At 56.8% G+C, this 20,438-nt stretch carries 19 protein-coding genes; 15 read left to right on the top strand and 4 right to left on the bottom strand.

Annotated features, from left to right (window positions below; genetic code table 11):
- Positions 1 to 63: 63 nt before the first annotated feature.
- Positions 64 to 1,791 carry a pilus assembly protein TadG-related protein gene (locus AC2TEM_RS19640; RefSeq protein WP_255612046.1) on the bottom strand — a complete coding sequence of 576 codons (1,728 nt, stop codon included), beginning with the start codon at positions 1,789 to 1,791 and terminating at the stop codon, positions 64 to 66.
- Between the two features lie 129 nt (positions 1,792 to 1,920).
- Between AC2TEM_RS19640 and AC2TEM_RS19635 the strand changes: the two genes are divergently transcribed.
- From AC2TEM_RS19635 to rpoD, 9 genes are all read left to right on the top strand, one after another.
- Positions 1,921 to 2,229: a hypothetical protein gene (locus tag AC2TEM_RS19635; protein ID WP_170512807.1), complete on the top strand. Its 309-nt coding sequence runs from the start codon at positions 1,921 to 1,923 to the stop codon at positions 2,227 to 2,229.
- Positions 2,216 to 3,646, top strand: coding sequence for a Glu/Leu/Phe/Val family dehydrogenase (locus AC2TEM_RS19630; protein WP_170422336.1), 1,431 nt, complete (start codon positions 2,216 to 2,218; stop codon positions 3,644 to 3,646). The genes AC2TEM_RS19635 and AC2TEM_RS19630 overlap by 14 nt, the downstream gene beginning before the upstream one ends.
- A 196-nt stretch (positions 3,647 to 3,842) precedes the next feature.
- On the top strand, positions 3,843 to 5,096 hold the full coding sequence (locus AC2TEM_RS19625; protein ID WP_170396279.1) for a sarcosine oxidase subunit beta family protein: 1,254 nt from the start codon (positions 3,843 to 3,845) through the stop codon (positions 5,094 to 5,096).
- A gap of 55 nt (positions 5,097 to 5,151) precedes the next feature.
- Complete coding sequence (locus tag AC2TEM_RS19620; protein WP_170396281.1) at positions 5,152 to 5,415, top strand: sarcosine oxidase subunit delta; 264 nt, start codon at positions 5,152 to 5,154, stop codon at positions 5,413 to 5,415.
- A complete protein-coding gene (locus tag AC2TEM_RS19615; protein WP_170422334.1) occupies positions 5,412 to 8,345 on the top strand; it encodes a sarcosine oxidase subunit alpha family protein in 2,934 nt (977 codons plus the stop codon). Before AC2TEM_RS19620 ends, AC2TEM_RS19615 begins: the two co-directional genes overlap by 4 nt.
- Positions 8,338 to 8,883: a sarcosine oxidase subunit gamma family protein gene (locus AC2TEM_RS19610; protein WP_170608909.1), complete on the top strand. Its 546-nt coding sequence runs from the start codon at positions 8,338 to 8,340 to the stop codon at positions 8,881 to 8,883. Before AC2TEM_RS19615 ends, AC2TEM_RS19610 begins: the two co-directional genes overlap by 8 nt.
- Positions 8,884 to 8,918: 35 nt before the next feature.
- Entirely contained in the window at positions 8,919 to 9,215 is a 297-nt protein-coding gene (locus AC2TEM_RS19605) for a hypothetical protein (RefSeq protein WP_170396287.1), read from the top strand.
- An 80-nt stretch (positions 9,216 to 9,295) separates the two neighbouring features.
- Positions 9,296 to 11,245, top strand: a complete 1,950-nt coding sequence (dnaG, locus tag AC2TEM_RS19600) for a DNA primase (protein ID WP_170422330.1) — start codon at positions 9,296 to 9,298, stop codon at positions 11,243 to 11,245.
- Positions 11,246 to 11,359: 114 nt separating this feature from the next.
- On the top strand, positions 11,360 to 13,348 hold the full coding sequence (gene rpoD / locus AC2TEM_RS19595; protein WP_170396291.1) for an RNA polymerase sigma factor RpoD: 1,989 nt from the start codon (positions 11,360 to 11,362) through the stop codon (positions 13,346 to 13,348).
- Between the two features lie 183 nt (positions 13,349 to 13,531).
- Here the strand turns inward: rpoD and AC2TEM_RS19590 are convergent, their stop codons facing one another.
- Together AC2TEM_RS19590 and AC2TEM_RS19585 are read right to left on the bottom strand one after the other, a co-directional pair.
- Positions 13,532 to 14,545 (bottom strand): AraC family transcriptional regulator, encoded by a 1,014-nt coding sequence (locus AC2TEM_RS19590; protein WP_170565787.1) that lies wholly within the window; start codon positions 14,543 to 14,545, stop codon positions 13,532 to 13,534.
- A 148-nt stretch (positions 14,546 to 14,693) separates the two neighbouring features.
- A complete protein-coding gene (locus tag AC2TEM_RS19585) occupies positions 14,694 to 14,816 on the bottom strand; it encodes a hypothetical protein (protein ID WP_255612047.1) in 123 nt (40 codons plus the stop codon).
- Between the two features lie 68 nt (positions 14,817 to 14,884).
- Between AC2TEM_RS19585 and AC2TEM_RS19580 the strand changes: the two genes are divergently transcribed.
- From AC2TEM_RS19580 to ribD, 6 genes are all read left to right on the top strand, one after another.
- A complete protein-coding gene (locus tag AC2TEM_RS19580; RefSeq protein WP_170403336.1) occupies positions 14,885 to 15,310 on the top strand; it encodes a DCC1-like thiol-disulfide oxidoreductase family protein in 426 nt (141 codons plus the stop codon).
- The gene (locus tag AC2TEM_RS19575; RefSeq protein WP_170422328.1) at positions 15,300 to 15,854 is read left to right on the top strand and encodes a DUF4166 domain-containing protein; all 555 of its coding nucleotides are present in this window, start codon (positions 15,300 to 15,302) and stop codon (positions 15,852 to 15,854) included. The genes AC2TEM_RS19580 and AC2TEM_RS19575 overlap by 11 nt, the downstream gene beginning before the upstream one ends.
- 77 nt (positions 15,855 to 15,931) lie before the next feature.
- Positions 15,932 to 16,333 (top strand): hypothetical protein, encoded by a 402-nt coding sequence (locus AC2TEM_RS19570; RefSeq protein WP_170422326.1) that lies wholly within the window; start codon positions 15,932 to 15,934, stop codon positions 16,331 to 16,333.
- Between the two features lie 6 nt (positions 16,334 to 16,339).
- Positions 16,340 to 16,750, top strand: a complete 411-nt coding sequence (locus AC2TEM_RS19565; protein WP_170422324.1) for a secondary thiamine-phosphate synthase enzyme YjbQ — start codon at positions 16,340 to 16,342, stop codon at positions 16,748 to 16,750.
- Between the two features lie 119 nt (positions 16,751 to 16,869).
- Entirely contained in the window at positions 16,870 to 17,340 is a 471-nt protein-coding gene (nrdR, locus tag AC2TEM_RS19560; RefSeq protein ID WP_039534475.1) for a transcriptional regulator NrdR, read from the top strand.
- Positions 17,337 to 18,437 carry a bifunctional diaminohydroxyphosphoribosylaminopyrimidine deaminase/5-amino-6-(5-phosphoribosylamino)uracil reductase RibD gene (gene ribD, locus AC2TEM_RS19555; protein WP_480570357.1) on the top strand — a complete coding sequence of 367 codons (1,101 nt, stop codon included), beginning with the start codon at positions 17,337 to 17,339 and terminating at the stop codon, positions 18,435 to 18,437. The genes nrdR and ribD overlap by 4 nt, the downstream gene beginning before the upstream one ends.
- A gap of 3 nt (positions 18,438 to 18,440) precedes the next feature.
- Here ribD and AC2TEM_RS19550 read toward each other — a convergent pair whose 3' ends face one another.
- Positions 18,441 to 20,438 (bottom strand): capsular polysaccharide biosynthesis protein, encoded by a 1,998-nt coding sequence (locus AC2TEM_RS19550; protein WP_480856371.1) that lies wholly within the window; start codon positions 20,436 to 20,438, stop codon positions 18,441 to 18,443.

Here is a 20,438-nt window from a genome sequence, read left to right as displayed (position 1 = left end):
CGATAGACGAGTTTCCATCCTCATTCTTTCGAAATCTCCGAAGCCGATTCCGCAGTGTCTTTGTCATTGGGTCAGCCTCAGGTTTTGAATGGAGGTGCTGATTGAATCGAAGACGCGTTCAATCTGATTGCCGGTCGCTTCATAGTAACGGGCAGGTTTGATCGCGCAGTCTTTCAGCATCTGCTTAACACCGTAGGGTGCCTCAAAAGCGATCGAGAAGATGATGACATTATCTTCTTCAGCTTCTTCGCAGAGATCTACAACATTTGGATTTTTGGTCGAAGGACCAATTTCGGTCGTGGAGTCAGCTGCAAATTCTTCGCCGCGATCCCAGCCATAAGCGTGACGCAACATATTCCGAATTGCGTATTTTTCAGTATGCGCCCAGACATCGGGCCATTCCAGTTCTACCGGATCGGAATCTGTTGAAAGCCCTTCAGAGTCCTCGCGTGTTTGCGATCGATCCATCGAATAGCAGGTGCCGTTGTAGTAATCCGTACAGCGGTAGCGCATATAAGTCCCATTGCCATGGGCATGATCTTGGTATTTGTCGCGGGTCCAGCGCCTATACGAACTGTCCCTTACAGTTGTGGCGACATTAGGCCAAGCCCAGCGGTCATACTCTTCATCGTAGATAGAATACGTTTCGGCATCTTCATTCCAATAGATGTCCGAGGGGCCGTCATTATAAGGCGGATTCACTTTGTGCTGATAAGTGTTTTCGCCATCCGTCATCAGCACCAGAACCTTGAGGGTGTCCGTGGTCTTGTTAGGGGCTGGCCGAATTGCGAACGAGTCCGGAATTTCTGAACTGTCCGCAATCTGAGCGATCAGCGGTTGGATACTATCGTCAAGCAAAGTAAGACCCCACTTGAGGCCCACATCGATCGAAGTCCAGCCGCTTGCCACAAGATTCTGGATCTGACCTTTCAGAATGTCAGGATCATTCTGGATTACCGTCATCTCTCGCCGATCTGTGGTGGTTTCAAGACGGCACGTATTGCTGGTTACCAACGTGTCGCTGAACCTTTTGTCGCTGGAGCCATTATCCTTGAAATGAAGAGTTTGCGGGACATAGTCACCTTTTGTGATGATGTTTCCTTCGTCGTCCACGATGTCGTAATAGTTGAAATCGGTCGTTGTGTAGTCCGAAGCCTGGAAATCGATGCAATTGGCCCTTTCGTTAGCCCCGATCGTGTTCAAAGCATTCATAAGGTAGTCAGGCACCGACACCTGTTCCGAGTAGGGCACAATTGAGATCGACAATCTACCATCCTCAGATTTCAGGATCATCTCATCGATAAAGTCCTCAGCGGCACTTTTGAGGTTGGTCAGCTTTGTCCCGCGCATCGAACCCGACACGTCCAGAACCAACGAAATTTCGACGTTACCAATCGATTCTTCGGCGATGCTGGTGGCGGTTGTATCAATGTAATCGACGCCACTCCATTTCATGAAGTGTGTCTCAATGCTCATGTCGGCGCTGGCTTCGACTTTCCGTTTTCCTTCAAGTTCTGCAACCTGAGTCACGGTTCCGTCGTCGTTTGTCGTGCATGTCTCGGGCTCGACCTTGATATTTTTGATGATATTCGTATCGAAACCTTCTTTGCGAATGTAATCATTCACCACGACCCGTGGGCAAAGCTCTTGGTCCAGGTCAGCTGCGGCAAGGACCGCGCGGTCCAGTGCGTATTGTAGCCTTACCCTTTCGCGATCATACCGCATGACGTCGACCGCGAACCCGGCCACGGTGAAGACTATCACGATCAGGAAAAGGGCAAGGATCGTCATCGTGCCTTCTGTCGAAGAAACAAAGTGCCGCAAGTGCCGCGAACAACTGTTTTCGCGGCAGAGACGGTTGAATTGGGCCTTCAAATCAAACTTGCGCATAATTGGTTCCTCGGTCGATCAGACACACTGATGCCAGCACTTCGCAACTTTAATAATTTACTCACGGATCGTGGCGAGATTTGGGCGCAGTGGACACTATGCTGCTCGTTTTTAACGAGATTCAGCTTTATTCCCGGTGTTATTGGTGGTTTTGTTTCGCGCCTTTGGACAATCGCGCGGCTTTCGTTAACGCCCGACTCACCAATGGAGCTCAAAAGTAAAGTTCACAAACTGATGAAAATACGTGCAGTTACTGATTGCGGTATTTGGCAAGCAGTGCGACAAAAAGTCATGACGTATCTCGTCTACCGGCACGGAGGATTTTATGACCGGCATTAAAGAACCCAGCTTTCGTGAGAGTGTTGATTTGATGTTCAACAGAGCGGCGTCTCTGATGGATTTGCCGCCCGGGCTAGAAGAGAAGATACGGGTTTGTAATGCCACCTACACCGTTCGGTTCGGGGTGCGTCTGCGGGGGCAGATCCACACCTTTACCGGATATCGTTCGGTTCATTCGGAACATATGGAGCCGGTAAAGGGTGGCATTCGCTATGCCTTGGCGGTGAACCAGGATGAGGTCGAGGCGCTCGCTGCGCTCATGACTTACAAGTGTGCACTGGTCGAAGCGCCCTTTGGTGGCTCGAAAGGGGGACTTTGCATTGATCCTCGCCAGTATGAAGAACATGAGATGGAACAGATCACCCGTCGTTTTGCCTATGAGCTGGCAAAGCGCGATCTGATCAACCCCTCACAGAACGTGCCTGCGCCCGATATGGGAACAGGCGAGCGCGAAATGGCGTGGATGGCTGACCAATATGCGCGGATGAATACGACCGATATCAACGCGCGAGCCTGCGTGACGGGGAAACCTTTGAACGCCGGTGGCATCGCGGGCAGGGTCGAAGCAACCGGGCGCGGCATCCAATACGCTTTGCGCGAATTCTTCCGAAACCCGAAAGACGTCAAGAAGGCGAACATGTCAGGCTCGCTTGATGGGAAGCGCGTCGTCGTACAGGGCTTGGGTAACGTTGGATATCACGCAGCTAAATTCCTCAGCGAGGAAGACGGGTCGCGTGTGGTCGGCATCATCGAATGGGATGGTGCATTGTATAATCCCGACGGCATTGACGTAGAAGCCGTGCGGCAGTGGATCGTCAAGCATGGCGGCGTGAAAGACTATCCTGACGCCACGCATTCCGCCGAGGGTGGAGCTGTGCTTGAGGCAGAGTGTGACATCCTGATCCCGGCGGCGCTGGAGGGGGTAATAAACCTGTCCAACGCCGAACGTATCAAAGCACCGCTGATCATCGAGGCCGCCAACGGACCTGTCACGGCGGGTGCGGATGAGATTCTGCGCAAGAAAGGTACGGTGATCATCCCTGACATGTATGCAAACGCTGGTGGTGTGACCGTGTCCTATTTCGAATGGGTCAAGAACCTCAGCCACATCCGATTTGGCCGGATGCAACGGCGTCAGGAAGAAGCCCGGCATGAGTTGATCGTCAGCGAACTGGAACGGTTGGATCGGTATCTGGGTGACGCTTGGTCGATGTCTCCGGATTTCAAGGCCAAGTACCTAAAGGGCGCTGGCGAGTTGGAGCTGGTGCGTTCTGGTCTCGATGACACGATGCGCATTGCCTATCAGTCGATGAGCGAAGTCTGGCATGATCGCGCGGATGTCGACGATCTGCGCACGGCGGCCTATATCGTTGCGATCGACCGCGTCTCAAAAAGCTATCGCGCCAAGGGCCTCTGAGCGCACAGACAACAGAAGATTCTTGAGTGGCCAACCATCGGGTTGGCCATTTTTCATTTAGGTCGAAGTCGTCAGAGTGTGTGGATTGGTCGCCCAGCGACAAGTTTTCGTCGAAAACAGGAGTGGAACCGGATTCCGGCGTTGTTACTGCTGGGTGAAGTTGGTTTGATGCCGACACACCTGTAGGGAGTTCTGAATGCGTTTCTCCGGCTTACGTGTCCTGAAAGAGGGCCTGACCGGCAACAAAGGCTGGACGCCGCACTGGCGCGAGCCTGAACCGAAATCCGAATATGACATCGTCATTATCGGCGGCGGAGGTCATGGGTTGAGCACGGCCTATTATCTGGCCAAGGAACATGGTCTGACCAATATCGCTGTTCTGGAAAAGGGCTATATCGGTGGGGGCAATGTCGGGCGCAACACCACCATTGTGCGCGCGAACTACTTTTTGCAGGGCAATTCTGAGTTCTACTCGCACTCATTGAAGCTGTGGGAAGGTCTTGAGCAGGATCTGAACTACAATGTCATGCACTCGCAACGCGGGATCATCAACCTGTTCCATTCGGACGGGCAGCGTGATGCCGCTGCGCGCCGGGGCAACATGATGATCAGTCAGGGTGACGATGCTATCCTTCTCAATCGCGATGAATTGAGGCGGATGGTGCCCTATCTGAATTTCGATGACCTTAGGTTCCCTCTGTATGGCGGTCTCTACCACCCGCGCGGAGGTACAGCGCGACACGATGCAGTGGCCTGGGGCTATGCGCGCGGAGCGGACCAGCGCGGCGTGGATCTGATCCAGAACTGCGAAGTGACCGGTATTGATATCGAGAATGGCGTGGTGCGCGGTGTTCAGACCTCGCGCGGGCCGATCCGGGCCAAGAAGGTGGCGATGGTTGCTGCCGGGCGTTCAGGTCAGGTGGCGGCGATGGCTGGAATGAGGCTGCCGATTGAAAGCCATGTCTTGCAGGCCTTCGTGACCGAGGGTCTGAAGCCCTGCATCGATCATGTGGTGACGTTTGGCATGGGGCATTTCTATATCAGCCAGTCAGATAAGGGCGGTCTGGTCTTTGGCGGTGATCTGGATTTTTACGCCTCCTATGCGGCGCGAGGTAATTTACCTACCGTCGAAAGCGTGATGGAGGCCGGGATGGCGCTGATGCCGATGATCGGCAAGGCGCGGGTGCTGCGATCCTGGGGCGGGATCATGGATATGTCGCCCGATGGCTCTCCGATCATAGACCGAACGGATATTGATGGGCTCTATCTCAATTGCGGCTGGAACTATGGTGGCTTCAAGGCGGTTCCAGGTTCGGGGAATGTGTTTGCGCATCTGATTGCGACGGATCGGTATCACGAGAATGCCACCGGCTTCCGACTGGATCGTTTCCGCACCGGGCGTGGGATTATCGATGAAGAGGGCAAGGGCTCTCAGCACAATCTGCATTGAGGGGCGCGATGTTGGATTTGGGTATTATTGAAAAGATCAAGAAGGGCGCGCGGCTATGAGGATCACCTGTCCATATTGCGGCGAGCGGGATCGGCGCGAATTCTACTATCGCGGGGCGGCAGTGGATCTGGACCGACCGGCCCCGGATGCCGGTGAGGCGGCTTGGGATGATTTTGTCTACCAACGGGAAAACCCGGCAGGGCCGACACGAGAGCTTTGGTATCACGAAGGCGGGTGCGGTGCATGGATCGTGGTCACACGAAACACGGTCACGCATGAGATGATCGACGCGCAGCCGGCATCGGAGGAGCGGGCATGAGGATCGATGGAAAGGGTCTTATCGATCGTACGCAGTCGATTCCGTTTGTATTCGATGGTGCCAGTTATAGCGGCTATGCGGGCGACACCCTGGCCTCAGCGCTTTTGGCGAATGGCGTGCGACTGATGGGGCGTTCGTTCAAGTACCACCGGCCTAGGGGTGTGCTGAGCGCAGGCAGCGAAGAGCCGAATGCGCTGATGACCTTGGGGGCAGGCGCAGGTCAAGAACCAAATATTCGCGCCACGATGCAAGAGATCTATCCGGGACTTGAAGCGCGCAGCCAGAATCGCTGGCCCAGCCTGAGTTTCGATTTGATGGGGATCAACGATCTGGCTTCCCCGTTTTTGGGCGCGGGTTTTTACTACAAAACCTTCATGTGGCCGAAAAGCTTCTGGGAAAAGCTATACGAGCCGATCATTCGACGTGCCGCCGGATTGGGAGCACTGTCGGGCGAAGACAATGCCGACAAGTACGAAAGCGCTTATGCCTTTTGCGATCTGCTGATTATCGGGGCAGGGCCTGCGGGGCTGATGGCCGCACTGGTCGCTGGTCGTGCCGGCGCGGACGTCATTCTGGCCGACGAAAACAGTCGCGTGGGTGGGCGTCTGCTGGCCGAGACCTATGAGGTCGACGGAAAACCGGGTCCCGATTGGGTTGACGAAGTGCTGGCCGAGTTAGCCGCGATGGACAATGTCCGCATCATGACCCGGACCACGATCGCAGGTGCCTATGACCAAGGTACCTTTGCGGCGTTGGAACGCGTTTTTCACCATACGGATCAACGCCCGAACGGGGCGCCGTTGGAAACCTATTGGCGGATCGTGGCCAAGCGGTCAGTTCTGGCGGCAGGCGCGCTGGAGCGCCCGGTCGCATTCCGCAACAATGATCGCCCGGGGATCATGACCGCTGGCGCGGTGCGGGCGTATCTAAATCGATGGGGTGTCAGCCCGGGCCGCAATGTGACGATCTTCGGAAATACTGACGATATCCATCGCACTGCGCGTGATTTGTTGGATGCTGGTGTCCATGTGGCGGCTGTGATCGATAGCCGCCATGACGCGCCCTTGTCTGACGATTACGAGGTTCTACGCGGGGCGCAAGTTTGTAACAGTTCGGGCCGTAAAGGGCTGGAGGCGATTACAGTGCGCCGCGCCAGTGGAGAAGAACGGATACACACGGATTGCCTTGCCATGACAGGGGGCTGGAATCCTTCGGTTCATCTAACGTGTCATATGAATAGCCGCCCGATCTGGAAGCGTGAGATCGAAGCCTTTGTGCCAAGGCCAGGGGCCGTGCCGGGCATGGTGACAGCGGGTGCGTGCAACGGATCTTTCTCAACTACAGCCTGCCTTCGTGAAGGGATTGAGGCAGCCAAAGGCGTGCTTGGCGATCTTGGCTACAAGGCCTCGAAGACTGTGCCACCGCAGGCCGAGGATACGCCATACGAGATCACGCAGCTTTGGGCCGTTCCCGGCAAAGGGCGCGCGTGGCTGGATTTCCAGAACGATGTTACAGTGAAAGACGTCAAACAGGCCGCGACTGAGAACTTCCGGTCAGTCGAGCACATGAAGCGCTATACGACGCAAGGTATGGCGACGGATCAGGGCAAGAATTCGAACGTGGCGGCGTTGGCCATTCTAGCGGACGTCACCGGGCGCGCGATACCCGAAACCGGAACCACGACGTTCCGCCCTCCGTATTCTCCTATCGCCATTGCCGCGTTGGGTGCTGGGGCTGAAGGCAAGGGTTTCAAGCCGCAACGCTTTATCACTTCGCACAAAGCGACCGTAGCGCGGAAAGCTCCGTTGGTTGAGGCCGGGCTGTGGTATCGCCCCAGCTATTTCCCAAAGGATGAAGAAACCACGTGGCGGCAATCCTGTGACCGTGAGGTCAACATGGTGCGTCAGGCCGTCGGGGTGTGCGATGTCTCGACGCTTGGCAAGATTGACATACAGGGGCCGGATGCGGGGGCGTTTCTGGACTTCGTTTATACGAACATGTTCTCGACCCTCAAAGTTGGCCGAACGCGATATGGCCTGATGTTGCGTGAGGATGGATTCGTCATGGATGATGGCACCACCGCGCGGCTGGGAGAGACGCATTACTTGATGACCACCACCACGGCAGGTGCTGGCGATGTAATGAAGCATCTGGAGTTCGTTCATCAGGGCCTGCGCCCTGATCTGGATGTCTCGTTCATCTCGGTCACTGAACAGTGGGCACAGTTTGCCGTGGCCGGACCAAAATCGCGTGAATTGTTGAACGATCTGCTGGGCGCACCTCTTGATGAAGAAAGCTGGCCCTTCATGGCTTGCGGATCGATCTCGGTGCTGGGTGTGCAGGGGCGTTTGTTCCGGATCTCGTTCTCGGGCGAGCATGCATATGAAATCGCCGTGCCTGCGCGCTATGGCGCGAGCCTGTTCGATATTTTGACCGAGCGGGCTGAAGCGCTGGGCGGTGGTCTTTATGGGATGGAAGCGCTGAACGTTCTTCGCATCGAAAAGGGCTTTATTACGCATTCCGAGATCCACGGACGGACGACTGCCTATGATATCGGCATGGGTCGGATGGTGTCGCAGAAGAAGGATTGCATCGGCAAAACCACGTCGCAACGTCCGGGCCTTGAAGAGCCGGGGCGCGAGCGGTTAGTCGGACTCAAGCCCATTGGCGAAAGCAGGGAATTGCTTGCGGGCGCGCATCTGTATCGGGAAGAGGCCGAGCCGGTGCGTACCAATGATCAGGGCTATCTGACCTCCGTGTGTTATTCCCCGACGCTGGAAACGATGTTGGGCTTGGGCTTCCTGGCGGACGGGCCTGAGAGGTATGGAGAAATCGTGAAAATGGTCGATCATCTGCGCGGCGTGACAACCCTGTGTGAAGTGGTGAACCCGGTTTTCTTTGACCCCGAAGGAGGGCGCGTCCGTGGATAATCTGACCGCCAAAACACCCTGCGACGGGTTGCTGCCTTTGACTATCGGCTCAGTAACGCTCAGCGAAGAGGATGTAGGGGCGATCCATTCGATCTCACCTTTCAAGGGTAAGCAAAAGGCGCTATCCGAAGCTTTGAAAGCAGCGCACGGGATGGCCTATCCATCGGCCAATCGCGCAACGGGTAAGGCTGGCGCGCGGGCGATCTGGTTCGGCCCGGCGCATGCGATGCTGATCGGGCCGTCTCCTGATGCGACCCTGACCAAGAATGCGGCCATTGTGGACCAATCAGATGCCTGGGCTGTGGTCCGGTTAGAGGGTGCTGATGTCGAAGACGTACTGGCGCGCGTAGTGCCTATTGATCTGCGTAAGGCGAACTTCAAGCGCGGCCACTCCGCCCGGACCCTGCTGTTCCACATGACCGCTTCGATCACGCGCGTTGGGGAGAACACGTTTCAGATCATGGTCTTCCGATCCATGGCTGAGACACTGGTTCACGATTTGAAAAGGGCGATGGAAGGCATCGCCGCGCGCGGGTAAGCTGCGCTGAAAGAAACGAATCTTCGGAGATCCCCATGTTGCGTATCGCTATCGTTGCGGCCGTGCTGGCCACGCCAGTGGTTGCACAGGAAACCAAGGAACAGAGCTGCAAGTATCAGGCCGACGTTGTTGCAGCGATACAGAAAGCACGACTTGACCGGGTCAAGGAACGCGATGTGGCGCAGGCGGTGGCCGACAGTGGTCCTACCTGGCCCGAGAACTACAATGCCGCTGTTCCGCTGATCACGCCTTGGGTATATGAGCAGAAGATGCGCGACGTGCGTAAGAAGGATCTCGGAGCTGCGTGGCTGGAGTTGTGTTTACAACAATAATCCACAGTCAGATCATTTCTCTGTGGACAACCGCGCGCCATCCCCTTGGCGCGCGTTTTCATTTCTGGCAGGTTTGACCCATGTCTTTGCCCCCCGGATTTCTGGATGAACTGCGAACGCGCCTCAGCCTGTCTCAGGTTGTTGGGCGTAAGGTCATGTGGGACCAGCGCAAATCCAATCAGGGCAAGGGGGATATGTGGGCGCCTTGTCCCTTTCATCACGAAAAGACCGCCTCGTTCCACGTCGATGACCAAAAGGGATTCTATTATTGCTTTGGCTGCCACGCCAAAGGGGACGCGATCAGTTTTGTGAAAGAGACCGAGAATGTCTCTTTCATAGAAGCCGTGGAAATTCTGGCGCGCGAGGCCGGGATGCCGATGCCCGCGCGTGATCCCAAGGCGCAGGAAAAGCATGACCGCCGTTCACAGCTGGCCGAGGTGATGGAACAGGCTGTGCAGTTCTTTCGTTTGCAACTCAAGACTGGGGCAGGGGCGGCGGCACGTGATTATTTGACACGTCGCGGTCTTGACGCGAAGGCGCTGGACCGTTGGGAAATCGGTTTCGCACCCGAGGGCTGGCAGGCTCTGTGGGATCATCTAACCGGTAAGAATGTCTCCGAGGACCTGATCCTTGGGGCCGGGCTGGCCAAGCCGTCGAACAAGGGTAAGAAACCCTATGATACATTCCGCAACCGCATCATGTACCCGATCCGCGACCCGCGCGGGCGGTGCATTGCGTTTGGTGGCCGGGCGATGGATCCCAATGACAACGCCAAATACCTGAACTCGCCCGAGACCGATCTGTTCGACAAAGGCCGCAGCCTCTACAACCATGGCCCCGCACGACAGGCGGCAGGCAAAGGGCAGCCTTTGGTTGTGGCCGAGGGCTACATGGACGTGATCGCTTTGGCTGAGGCCGGGTTTGGCGCGTCGGTTGCGCCATTGGGGACTGCGATCACCGAGCATCAGTTGCAACTACTTTGGCGCATCTCTGACGAGCCGATCATCGCTTTGGATGGCGATACGGCAGGGCTGCGCGCGGCGATGCGGGCGGTCGACTTGGCGCTGCCGTTGCTGGAAGCGGGCAAATCCTTGCGCTTTGCACTGATGCCCGAAGGCAAGGACCCCGACGATTTGCTGCGCGCCGAAGGTTCGGGAGCGGTGCAGGGTGTGCTGGATGCTGCAATCCCGATGGTCAAACTGCTCTGGCAACGCGAGACGGAAGGCAAGGTCTTTGACAGCCCCGAACGCAAAGCGGCGCTGGATAAATCCCTGCGAGAGAAGATCAAGCTGATCCGCGACCCCTCGATCCGATCGCACTACGGGCAGGAAATTAAGGACCTGCGCTGGCAATTGTTTCGCCCACAGCGACAATCGCAAAATCGTCCGTGGCAACCGCGCGGAAAATGGCAGCCGCAGGCACAGCCTGCCACGCCAGGCGCACGGGCGTCATTTCTGGCCTCGGCTGAGAATGCGGATATTCAACTGCGCGAAGCGGCAATTCTCGCGATTGTCATCCTGAATCCACAAGTTGTCGTGCAATTCGAAACTCAGCTGGAAGAAATGGATTGCCACGACCCTGATCATGCGGCCTTGCGGGGAGCAATCCTGCGCCATGCCATCGACGATCCGGACAATCTGCAGGATCACATCATGCAAACTTTGGGACCGGAACCCCTTGAAAACCTGCTGGCCCTTCGCCATGTCGCAGTGATCCCCTGTGTGTACAAACCGGGCGACGTTGAAAAGGCCGAGATGACGCTGGCCGAGGAACTCGCAAAGATCAAAGCGCTCCGGGGGTTGGATGCTGAGATTGCCGAAGCGGCAGAGGAATTGTCTGATCTGGCCGATGAGGCGCTGACATATCGGCTGGCGCAAGCCGCCGAAGAGCGCAACCGTACAAGCCGCAGCCAGAACGAAGACAGGGCCGTTTTCGACATCGCCGACAATGGTGCGCGAATCAACCGCGATGAGAAAGACGCGTTTGAGGCCATCACGTCTGGCATCAAATTCGAACGGAAACATCGATGAAGTGGTGTTTTCGTAAGGCACTGGAAAAGAAAAACGGGTAAACGGGTGGCCGAATCACTTCTACGCGCTAATGATTCGGTTCAAACGAATCACCCATCCCTGCAGGAGCATTGAATGGCCGCCAAGGATACGAACGAAGACCGCAAATCCGACGAGCAGGAACAGGAAATCTCGCTGGACATGAGCCAGGCCCAGGTCAAGAAGATGATCGCCGAGGCTCGCGAGAAAGGTTACATCACCTACGACCAGCTCAATCAGGTTCTGCCGCCTGATCAGGTCAGCTCGGAACAGATCGAAGATGTTATGTCGATGCTGTCCGAGATGGGCATCAACATCATCGAAGATGAAGAAGCCGAAGAAGAAGAAAACAAAGGCTCGACCGAACTGGTCACCACCGAAGGTCCGCGCGAGGTTGCGCTGGCTGGTGCTGCAACCGAAAAGCTGGATCGCACCGATGACCCCGTACGCATGTATCTGCGTGAGATGGGTTCAGTCGAACTGCTGAGCCGCGAGGGCGAGATTGCTATCGCCAAGCGGATCGAAGCCGGTCGGAACACCATGATCGCTGGTCTGTGCGAAAGCCCGCTGACCTTCCAAGCGATCACCATCTGGCATGACGAACTTTTGTCCGAAGACATTCTGCTGCGGGACGTCATCGATCTGGAAACCACTTTCGGCAACCAGATGGATGAAGACGGCGAGGTTGAAGAGCCGGTTGTCGATACCTCATCGGTGCAGGCGGCCAAGCCTGCCAAGGATGAGGGGCCGGAGCTTGACGCTGACGGCAACCCGATTGCCAATGATGATGACGATGATGACGACGATCAGGCCAACATGTCCCTGGCCGCGATGGAAGCGGCGCTGAAGGATCAGGTTCTGACCACGCTGGAACGCATCTCGACCGACTTCGCGATGCTGTCCGAAATGCAGGACAGCCGGATTTCTGCGACGCTGAACGAGGATGGCACTTTCAGCGCGAAGGACGAAGAAACCTATCAGAAGCTGCGCGCTGAGATTGTTGAACTGGTGAACGGTCTTCACCTGCACAACAACCGGATCGAAGCTCTGATCGACCAGCTTTATGGCATCAATCGCCGGATTATGTCACTGGACAGCTCGATGGTGAAACTGGCTGACCAGGCTCGCATCAACCGTCGCGAGTTCATTGATGCTTATCGTGGGCGCGAGCTGGATCCGAACTGGTTGGCTGAAATGGCTGAAAAGCCGGGTCGGGGTTGGCAGATGTTCATCGAACGCTCGACCGAAAAGGTTGAGGAACTGCGCAACGACATGGCCCAAGTCGGCCAATATGTCGGTCTCGATATCCCTGAATTCCGCCGCATCGTGCAGCAGGTTCAGAAGGGTGAGAAAGAGGCGCGGCAAGCCAAGAAGGAAATGGTCGAGGCCAACCTGCGTCTGGTGATCTCGATTGCCAAAAAGTACACGAACCGCGGCCTGCAATTCCTTGATCTTATTCAGGAAGGTAACATCGGCCTGATGAAGGCGGTGGACAAGTTCGAATACCGCCGGGGCTATAAGTTCTCGACCTATGCAACCTGGTGGATCCGTCAGGCGATCACGCGTTCGATCGCGGATCAGGCGCGCACGATCCGTATCCCGGTGCATATGATCGAAACGATCAACAAGCTGGTCCGGACAGGTCGTCAGATGCTGCACGAAATCGGCCGCGAGCCAACGCCGGAAGAACTGGCCGAAAAGCTGCAAATGCCGCTTGAGAAGGTGCGCAAGGTGATGAAAATCGCCAAGGAGCCGATCAGCCTTGAGACACCAATCGGTGACGAGGAAGACAGCCAGCTGGGCGATTTCATCGAAGACAAGAATGCCGTGCTGCCGCTGGACAGCGCCATTCAGGAAAACCTCAAGGAGACCACCACACGGGTTCTGGCCTCTCTCACCCCGCGTGAGGAACGGGTTCTGCGGATGCGCTTTGGCATCGGCATGAACACCGACCACACGCTGGAAGAGGTCGGTCAGCAGTTCAGCGTGACGCGCGAACGTATCCGCCAGATCGAGGCGAAGGCGCTGCGTAAGCTGAAACACCCGAGTAGGTCGCGTAAATTGCGGTCCTTCCTAGATCAGTAAATCGAAAGGCGCCTCATCCCGAGGCGCTTTTTTCTTTCGCCCGCTCACAATGACTGAACTTCAAATCAAATTGGCGGGAATTCGCAAGGAGTCCGGCGATGCCATCTTTATATCGCCGCTGTCCACTCATGGACAGGCCGGGGCGAGGTGATTGGGCTGATGACCCCCGGCCACGTTGTAGCTTCATGAAAGCGGATGAGAGACACGTTTGCGAAAAGCAGTCGGGGCCTGACCCGTCCAACGTTTGAAGGCGGTGGAAAACGCAGCCTGATCGGAATAACCGAGCGAATACGAGATTTCGGACAGATGCATACCGTTCTTGATGAAGGTCTGCGCCAGGTCACATCGTAAATCTTCAACAATCTCGCGATATGAAGTGCCTTCGTCAGCCAGGCGGCGAGCCAGTGTTCGAGGGCTTAGGCCGAGCTGGGTGGCGGCGTCGTCCACCTGTACAATTCCCCCCGGCATCGCATCTGTGATCAACCCTTCGATCTGTGCTCGGGTTTTCTGTCTTGGCGACTGTCTTTCGGCCAGCAGGCGTTCACCAAATTCAACCAAATGCGCGCGCAGGCTAGGGTCGTAAGTTGGGATCGGTGTTTCCAGCGAGGGTAGCGACAGGATGATTTCCAAGCGTTCGGCCCCGAAGGTAACTGGGAAACCTCCGATCTTCTGGTAGGTGGCTTGGTGTTGCCCAACTGTGTGCTGAAACCGTATCTCAATCGGATTCAGATTCAACTGAGTCAACGCCCGCATCCGGGCGATCGCGCCAAACAGCAGGAACTCGGTCCGCCGATGATAGCGAGAAAAGCTCGGGTCTTTCCAATCGGCCTCAAGCGAGGCAGCGTTACCTGAAAGGCGCAGATTGAAGGCCAGGGCCGGGTCGATAATGCCATGAAACCGCGCCGTATTCTCGATCACCTGCTTCAGATCACGAGAGTACTTGCTGATATAGGCCGTAATGCTGGAAGAAGAACTGAATTCCAGACCCGCCCGTGCGCCAAAGGTGATATCGCCAAGTGCATCGCAGGCGTGTCGGACAAACAGCGCTTCTTTGTGGGCGCTGTACCTTTTGGCAGGCGGTTCAATATCGCTGCGGGTCAATGCGCAGTCACTCAGGACTTGTTCCACCACGGTCGCGCTTGCGTGATCCTCAAGGGTCCGTGTCAGCAATTGAATGCGTGAAATGTCGACGTCCATCACCCAGCCCAAAAAACGCGTTACTGTAATACCGTTACCCTAGCGGCAAACCGTGGCAATGCGCCAGCCTCGGTGCTGATACCCAGGAATTGACCGCAACTCGCAAAGATATGGCAGAAATGGCCATGTCCGTAGCCTTGGCCAATAGCTACATGACCGGTGTTGTCGGGTCAGCGCCTTTTGGGGAAAAGGTCAGAGCCTGAGCGAGCGGTCCACCAAGCCGTTTCAACGGGTTCCCCGGCACGCCCCTCTCATTCTTCTGGTCAGTCATGTCGCATTGCTGCGGCGCATTCGACGTGACAGCATCACGGGGAACCTTTTGTTATTTCTTGATCTCTCGTGGCTGATGATCTTTCCATCGATACAGATTTGATCGTCTTCGACGGTGAATGCGTGCTGTGTTCAGGGTTTTTTCACTTCATGTTGCGCCATGATCGAGATCAGAAATTTCTATTTGCAACCGCGCAGTCACCGCTTGGGCAGCAGCTTTATACTCTCCTGAACCTGCCGACAGACGAATTTGAAACCAATTTGGTGATCGTCAAAGGAAAGGTGCACCAAAATCTCGACGCATTTGCCGCTGCGATGCATGCATTATATGTTCCGTGGCGGGTATTGTCCTTGTGTCGATACCTGCCGAGGTTTCTGAAGAACCCGCTGTACCGGATGATTGCCCGTAACAGATATGCGCTATTTGGGCGGCGGGATGAGTGCCTAGTTCCTGATCCTTCTCTCCGATCGCGGTTTGCCCAAGATGGATTCTGATCGTGATCCATTCCTGCAGGCGCTGGGTATAGATGAAGCTGTGCCTGGATTGGTCAGGGATTTGCACAGCGGGGAAGGTCGCTACTCTGGTCGATGCAGCATTCAGCGTGGCCGAGGCGTTTTGGTCGCTCTGGCACTTCGCATCGGGCGATTTCCACCTGCGGGCGAAGATTTGCCGGTCACCCTTACGATCCGAAAGCCCGGCGCATATTGGCAATGGGAACGGGATTTCGCAGGCCACAAAACGCGTTCACGGATCACTTTTGATCCGCTGTGTGGCATGGTGCGGGAACAGATCGGCGGGCTGACAATATGGTTGCAGCCGGTGAGAACTGATAAGGGGCTGACCATTGAGATCCGCCGCCTCGCTTTGTTTGGTATTCCGTGTCCGGGGTTTCTTTTGCCACGTTCCGGATCGACCGAGGCTGAGGACGTACAATTGAGGTTTCGCTTTGACATTTCGGCGACAGCACCGGGATTGGGACACCTGATCCGCTATCAGGGATGGTTAGAGCCTGTTCACGAACCACGTGGGTCAAGCTGACATGATCGTTAGTTCGCTGTGCTGACGATGGCGACGCACTAGTCTATATTTCACATGGAAACAGGAAGATGGTCACGATGAAACAGATTATACTTTGCGCATTTGCAGCAATGCTTATGACCAGCTCTGCGGGCGTCGTCGATGCAGCGCCGAACGGTTATCGAACAGAACCGATGAGCGGCACAGACTTCGAGGTCATTCCAAGGACACGTCAGGATACTGATGGATATTGGTGCGCCGCTGCTGATTTTGCCCGCCGGAAATTGGGTGCTGGGTGGCAGCAACAAATCTACGTTCTGCGCGGCTACGGCCCCAGCGTGACAACGGGACGCCGGACGGCGGTACAGTTCACACTGAAACAACCCGCCAATGTCCCGCAGAAAGGCAGCTTTTCGGTCACAGCCGGGTTCCAGCCGGGTGACAGCATGTCGGTACAGGGCGCAAATGCACGGTGCGGCGTCCGTCCGTTTATCAATTGACCTGCGATGCAGACAGAATTCTCGATCCAGACACAGGGCGTGGGGCTCTATGAGATTACCGCCCCTGTGCGCAGTTGGCTGAGGCCGGTTTCGGACGGTTTGCTGACGCTCTTTGTGCGCCACACTTCTTGTTCGCTGCTTATTCAGGAAAACGCCGACCCCGAGGTGCAGACTGATCTGCGCGCATTCTTTGAACGGCTGGTGCCGCAATCGGATCATCCGTCGATGGCTTATCTGCGCCACACCTATGAGGGGCCGGACGACATGCCAGCCCATATCAAGGCCGCGATGATGCCTGTATCGCTGTCGATACCGGTGTCAGATGGGGTACCTGCGCTGGGCACATGGCAGGGGATATATCTGTTTGAACACCGCAACGCGCCGCATGAAAGAAAGGTCGCTGCGCATTTTGGGTGACGCTTTATATTGGGGTGGAAAATTCCGACTACCCAAACCCTAGAGGCTGTCCTATAGTTGTGGATAAGTAAGCCGCAGCGCTTACAAAAAGTGGCCAGCTAGGGACGAGGAGACGGCGGATGCGCTGCCCGTTTTGCGGAAATATCGATACTCAGGTCAAAGATTCACGCCCGGCAGAGGATCACGTCGCGATCCGTAGACGGCGGTTCTGCCCGGCCTGCGGCGGACGGTTCACCACCTATGAACGCGTGCAACTGCGTGATCTGGTCGTCATCAAAACCAACGGTAAGCGCGAAGACTTCGACCGCGACAAGCTGGAACGCTCGATCCGTATTTCGATGCAGAAGCGGCCCATTGATCCCGATCGGATTGATCAGATGATCTCCGGTATCGTGCGCCGTCTTGAAAGCATGGGGGAAACCGATATCCCTTCGAATAAAATCGGTGAAATTGTAATGGAAGCGCTGGCCCGGATTGATACGGTCGCATATGTTCGCTTTGCGAGTGTGTACAAGAATTTCCAGGCGGCCGATGATTTCGAGGAGTTTGTCCACGAGTTGCGCCCGCCGCAACCTTCGACGGATGAGTGAGCGATACAGATAAGCGATATATGGCGCTGGCCCTATCATTGGGGCGGCGCGGCCAAGGCACCTGCTGGCCGAATCCGTCCGTCGGGTGTGTCGTCGTGCGCGATGGACGCATCGTTGGTCGCGGCTGGACGCAGCCCGGGGGTCGTCCGCATGCAGAACCTATGGCTCTGACGCAGGCGGGTAAGGCCGCGCGAGGTGCCACCGCTTATGTCTCGCTTGAACCCTGTTCACACTACGGAAAGACGCCGCCCTGTGCCGAAGCGCTGATTGCGGCCGGTGTTACCCGTGTGGTCTCGGCGATCGAAGACAGCGATCCTCGGGTCGCTGGGCAAGGGTTTGCCATGTTGCGCGAGGCCGGGATTGAGGTCACCACCGGCGTTCTGGCGGAACAGGCGGCCCGCGATCACGCAGGGTTTTTTCTGAAAACCGAGCAAGGCCGCCCGTTTGTGACTTTGAAAATGGCCAGCAGCTTTGATGGACGGATTGCCACGGAAACCGGGCACAGTCAGTGGATCACAGGTCTAAATGCTCGCCGCGCGGTGCATGCGATGCGTGCGCGCCACGATGCGGTGATGGTTGGGGCAGGGACAGCGCGCGCCGATGACCCGTCGCTGACGGTTCGTGATCTCGGCGTGCAGCATCAGCCGGTGCGCGTGGTGGTCTCGCGCCATCTGGATTTGCCCTTGATGGGGCAACTTGCGCGAACCGCGTCCGATATCCCTGTCTGGCTCTGTCACGGCCCCCACCCAGACCCCGAGCGTGCGCGTGCGTGGGAGGGGTTGGGTGCCCGTCTGATCCCTTGTGCGCTGGATGGTCATCACGTGGATGCGGCTGATCTGTTGCAACAGCTTGGGCAGGCCGGATTGACGCGTGTCTTTTGCGAAGGCGGATCAGCATTGGCTGCATCTTTGCTAAAGGGCGATCTGGTCGATGAGTTGGTCGGTTTTACAGCGGGGCTGACCATCGGGGCCGAAGGTCTGTCCGCGATCGGCGCACTGAGGCTTGATACTCTGGATACTGCCCCCCGATTTGATCTGATCGAAACACAGGTCGTTGGCGGCGATATCCTACATCGCTGGGCGCGCGTGACGCACTAGCCTTCAGCGCCACCAATGCGCATGCGTCGCCAGTGCGCCCTGAAATTTGGACAAGATGCGATTTACGGGTCCGGTAGGGGATGGCGTACCTTGCGCAAGCCGTTCGACCGCGATTTCGACGGGGCAGTTCTGTCCTGTCACCGGATCGAGATAGCGCGGGTAGTCGATCAGCGTTGCGTGCACCAATCCCATCAACGAAGGCCGCGCGCCACGTCGCGCAGGCACCGCCCCCAGATCATTCGTCAGCCCCCAACCGGCATAGAACGGCGCACCGAGAGTGGTGACCCGGACGCCACGCAGCAAAGCCTCGAACCCCAGCAGAGAGGTCATAGTCCAGACCTCATCCACCTGTCCAAGCAGGGTGGCAGGATCGGTGCCTTCTACAATGACATCGGCCAGATCGGTTTCGATCTTGCCGTCGCGCAGACCAGCTTCGACATCCGGGTGCGGTTTATAGATCAAAACCGCGTAGGGATTGGCCTCGCGCGCCGCGCGCAGCAGGTCCAGATTGGTGCGGATATTGCTTGCTCCCAGCCGGATCGAGGCGTCATCTTCTACCTGACCTGGCACCAGAATACGATGCCCCGTCGGTAGGTCCGGGGCGGGGTGGCCGATGTTGTACTTGCTTAGGCCCTCGGTCAGCAGCCGGGCTGTCAGCCGCTCGGCGCGGAGCCTCTGATCAGGGCGCAAGGTTTCGCGCGTGGTGATCCATTCTTCCAGGCGGCTGGGATGCGTTGGATCGTAGTAGATGCCGATATCATCGGTCACCAGCGACAGCGGTGGAACCAGCTCCGCGCCCAACCCACGGGATCGTAAAAAGCCATCCTCAATCCGGGTTGCATTCAGCGTCTCACCGGCCCGGCTGGCCCAGACCATATGGGGTTGTTTGGTGTTCTCTGGCTGCTCGGCCACGAAACGCACCTTATGGTGCTGGCCGAAAATGCGTTGCAGGTGGCGGCGTTTCCATACCCGCATCCCGGAGGCGGTCCAGCCTTTGTGGTCCTGCCGCCAGGCCCGGGTTTGCGCCTCAAGCGTATCGAGCACGCATTCCAATTCGCACAGGCGATCATGGTAGGGATCATACCAACGCGGATACAAGATCATCGCAGCTGCAAAAAGCTGCGCCCGCGTAAGATTCCGTTGGCGACGGAGCAGGGGTGCATCATCTTGCGTCAGCCCCCACCCAGCGTAGAATGGTTGCCCGAACACGCGAGGTTTGTGCCCGGCCAATATCGCCTCAAATCCCATCTGCGAGGACAGCGTGTAAACCCCGATCGCCCCTTCAAGCAGCGACCATGGGCTGATGGGGCTGTCCAGGATCGACACCCTGTTACTCAGGTCTTGATCGGAAAAATAGCCTTTGCGGTGGCCTGCCGTGGTTTCAGGATGGCTTTTGATGAGGATGCGCGCACCGGGGTTTTCCTCTTGCGCGATGACCAGCATCTCGCGGAACCGTGCATAGTCGCCGTTGCTTGCGGTGACGGCTGCATCTCCCTGCGTCTGATCGATTACCATAACGTAGCCCGGATCGGGAGGCGTCAGGTCAAGGTCAAAGGCCGAGTATTTGCTTAGATGCAGTTCTCTGATGCGCGCGATTGCGCCTCGCGCACGATCCAGCAGGGCGGTGTCATCCAGCGGATACATGGCCAACAGAGTTTCCAGATCCGAAGGTGAGCTCGGGTCAAAATGCAGGCCCGATCGATCCAGCAGCAGCCCCATTGGTGCTTCGCCGTTCCGTCCAGGGTGCAGTGACCTCAGGAACGAGTCTTCGACCCTCAGGACGGGAACATTGCGTTTCTGCGCGATACCCAAGCCACGATGGGCTGTTGGGCTGTTGCCCCAGACCCCGACCAGATCATCAGGCTGTGGCAGTCCAAGCCGAATATCATATCCAGCCAGCGACAATATGCGCCGCACGCGCCGCTGTGTCAGGAACCCACCGTTGTAAACAAAAAGCCGGGAGCGTTCGCCCCCGGCCGTGTTCTCCGATTCAGAGAGCAT

The sequence above is a fragment of the Ruegeria sp. HKCCD3925 genome, assembly GCF_057221175.1.
The sequence above is the reverse complement of the archived record's forward strand: the minus strand, read 5'-3'. Positions and strand labels throughout refer to the sequence as shown.